Source organism: Schleiferilactobacillus shenzhenensis LY-73, from assembly GCF_000469325.1.
GTDB lineage: Bacteria > Bacillota > Bacilli > Lactobacillales > Lactobacillaceae > Schleiferilactobacillus > Schleiferilactobacillus shenzhenensis.
In genome coordinates, this window is sequence record NZ_KI271598.1 from 4868 (window position 1) to 5071 (window position 204).

The following is a 204-nucleotide window of genomic DNA, read 5'->3' on the forward strand; positions in this document are numbered from 1 at the left end:
ACTCCGGGCCCAAATCGCCTACATCCTGCCCAATCGTAAAGTCTTTGGGGCCAAGACGCATTCGCCACAGGTGGTATCCCGAACTTCATACTTCTGGGCAACCGTCGCAACGTGCTCGGAAGAGGCTGCCAGGATTTCCTGGAGAGTGAGACATTTCCAGTCTCCGAGAATGTAGGGTGACGGAGGGCGGAGCAGATTGGGGCT